Origin of the sequence: Albidovulum sp. (assembly GCF_049646345.1) — a bacterium.
Taxonomy (GTDB): Bacteria; Pseudomonadota; Alphaproteobacteria; order Rhodobacterales; family Rhodobacteraceae; genus Albidovulum.
The window spans coordinates 1-3101 of the sequence record NZ_JBARVQ010000011.1 but is presented as its reverse complement, the minus strand read 5'-3'; the positions used below and the strand labels follow the sequence as shown (position 1 = coordinate 3101).

At 64.5% G+C, this 3101-nt stretch carries 2 protein-coding genes and 1 tRNA gene; all 3 read right to left on the bottom strand.

Annotation, left to right across the window (positions count from 1 at the left end; translation table 11 throughout):
- Window positions 1-1241 (bottom strand): ABC-F family ATP-binding cassette domain-containing protein (locus tag WBB85_RS00230; RefSeq protein ID WP_432636611.1); only part of this gene is annotated, 1241 nt, incomplete at its 3' end.
- Window positions 1242-1340: 99 nt separating this feature from the next.
- Window positions 1341-1416: transfer RNA gene (locus WBB85_RS00225), tRNA-Thr, on the bottom strand.
- A 43-nt stretch (window positions 1417-1459) separates the two neighbouring features.
- Window positions 1460-3101, bottom strand: a 1642-nt coding sequence (locus WBB85_RS00220) for an ABC transporter permease (RefSeq protein ID WP_432636610.1), incomplete at its 5' end; no start/stop codon positions are given.

The window sequence follows — 3101 nt, the reverse complement described above, 5'->3', positions numbered from 1 at the left end:
CCCGAGAGCGAGCCGATGGGGGCCCGCGCCTGCGCCTCATCGAAAAGAAAATCCTTCAGATAGGCAACGACATGTTTCGGCGTGCCCCGCACCATGACCTGATCCGACCGGCCCGACACCGCCATATCAGGATCGTTCACCAGCCCGTCCCACAGCGTCATCGTCAGATCAAGCGTCGCCCGGGCCTGATCGAAGACCGCCATCTCCAGTTTGGTGCCATGACGGACAGTGCCGCTGTCGGGCGCCATCTCACCTGTCAGCATCTTCAGCAGCGTCGTCTTGCCGATACCATTCGGGCCGACAAAAGCCACCCGGTCGCCGCGCAGCACTTTCAGATCGAAGGGCTTCAGAATCGTCCTGTCGCCAAAGGCCTTCGAAATCCCCTTCGCTTCGATCACCAGCTTGCCCGAGGTCTGGCCACTGTCCAATGCCATATCGGCCGTGCCCTGCCGCCGGATCATCGAGGCGCGTTCAGCCCGCATCGCCTGCAACGCCCTCAGCCGCCCCTGATTGCGCTTGCGCCGGGCCGAGATGCCCTCGACCGCCCAGCGGCCTTCGGATTTGATCCGCCGTTCCAGCTTGTGACGGGCAAGGTCCTCTTCGGCCCAGACGGTCTCGCGCCAGTCCTCGAAGCTCTCAAAGCCCCTCTCACTGCGACGCACAGCACCCCGGTCGATCCACAGCGTGGCGCGTGTCAGCGCGCGCAGAAAGGCGCGGTCATGGCTGATGATGACATAGGCCGCACGCGTCTCGCGCAGCTCCGCCTCCAGCCAGCCGATCGCCTGAATATCCAGATGGTTTGTCGGCTCATCCAACAGCATCAGCTCCGGTGCCTCAGCCAGCAGCTTCGCCAAGGCAGCCCGCCGCCTTTCGCCACCCGACGCCGCGACCACCTTCGTCTCGGGGTCGAATTTCAGCCCCTCAGCGACGACCGCGACCTTGTAGGCCTCACCCTCGGGCAGGCCCGAGGCGGCAAAATCGCCAAGCGTCTCGAAGGCGGACAGGTCGGGTTCCTGCTCCATATAGCCCACCGTCACACCCGGCGGCACGACGCGGGATCCGGCATCGGCCTCTACCAGCCCGGCCATCACCTTCATCAGGGTGGATTTACCTGATCCGTTGCGCCCGACCAATGCCACCCGGTCGCCCGGCTGAACGGTCAGATCAAGCCCGTCGAAAATCGGACTACCGCCGAAGGTCAGCGAAATACCGGACAGTTGAAGAAGAGGTGCACGTGCCATGGCCGCCCAGCTACCCGGCCCGATGAGCGGCGTCAACGGCATGACTTTGTGCAAGATACAGACGGGGCCGAACGCGCCGCAAACACCGATCTGAAAATATGGTGCCCCCAGAGAGACTCGAACTCCCGACCCTCTGATTACAAATCAGATGCTCTACCAGCTGAGCTATAGGGGCACTGTTTCGCACATAAACCGGGCGGCGCGTCGGTGCAAGACTGTCAGTGCCCGCGCGGGCGAAGATTGGCGCGGGCGAGGAAGGCGACCGCGACTAGTCCGACCAGCATCACCAGAAGCGCGGGCGGGGCCGCCTCTCCGATATTCTCAAGGCTCGCCTTTTCATGTGCCCGTGTCGCCAGAGTGTCGTAGTTGAAGGGCCGCAGCAGAAGCGTCGCCGGCAGTTCCTTCACGCAATCGACGAAGACCAGCAGCAGCGCAGTACCGACCGAGCCTTTCATCAGCGGCAGATAGACTTCGCGCAAGGTGCCCCCCGCCGTCCGCCCCAGCGACCGCGCCGCCATCGGCAACGAGGGCGAAATGCGGCCAAAGGCTGCGTCTGCCGCCCCTTGGGCTATCGCGAAGAAGCGGACGAAATAGGCAAAAACAATCGCGGCGGCCGAGCCGGTCAGGATCAGCCCCGGATCGTATCCGGTCAACCAAAGGACCGCATCCGCCACCCGGTGATCGAAAGCCGCGAGCGGAATGAGGATCCCGACCGCCAGAACTGCGCCCGGCGCGGCATAACCGATGGTCGTGACCGGCAGCAGCAGCCGGGGCAGCTTGCGCCCCGTCAGGCGCACGCCATAGACCATGAAAAGCGCACCTGCGACAGTCAGGGCCGCCGCCGCCCCGCCGACACTCAGCGTATTCACAAAGGCGCGGCCAAGCCCGGCGCTGACCCATGTTTCGGGCCGGTCGAGCGCATGGCCCGCAATCACAGCAACCGGCAGGACAAACCCTACAAGAACCGGCATCGCACACAGCAGGACCGCCACCCAACCGGCAGCCCCGCTCAGCGCGATCTTGGTCACAGGTCGCGGCTGCCGCGCGGAGTGATAGTAGCGCGAATTGCGGCGGCTGACCTTTTCAAGCGCCACCAGCGCCAGAATGACGGCAAGAATCACGCAGGCGATCTGGGCGGCCCCTCCGGCATTGCCGGTTTCCAGCCAGACCGTGAAGATGCCCGTGGTTAGCGTCTGCACCGCAAAGAAATCGACGACGCCGAAATCGTTCACCGTCTCCATCATCACGATGGCCGCCCCCGCCGCGATGGCAGGCCGGGCAAGCGGCAGGCCCACACGCCAGAAAAGGCCCAATGGACCCGCCCCGAGGGCGCGCGCGACCTCATAACTGCCAGCAGATTGTTCACGAAACGCCGCGCGGGCCAGAAGGTAGACATAAGGGTAAAGGGCAGCCGCCAGCACGATGACTGCCGCCCAGCGCGACCGCACCTGAGGGAACCAGTAATCGCGGGCCGAGCTCCAGCCGGTCCAGTCGCGCAAAGTGACCTGCACCGGACCGGAATAATCGAGGAAATCCACCAGCGCATAGGCGCCGATATAGGCCGGAATGGCCAATGGCAGCAGCAACAGCCACTCCAGCAGACCAGCGCAGGGAAACCGGTACATGGTGATCAGCCAGGCAGTGCCCGCCCCGATCGCTGCGGCAAGCGCCCCGGTGCCCAGTGTCAGGATCAGGGTGTTGGCGGCATAACGCGGCAATGTTGTCGACAGAAGGTGCGGCCAGATATTCTCGGTCGGCGAAAAGGCCATCACCACGACCGACAGGATCGGCAGGATCACAAAAGCGGCGACAAGACTGGCCCCGAGCGACCAGAAACCGCCCCCAGCCCCGACGCCGCGC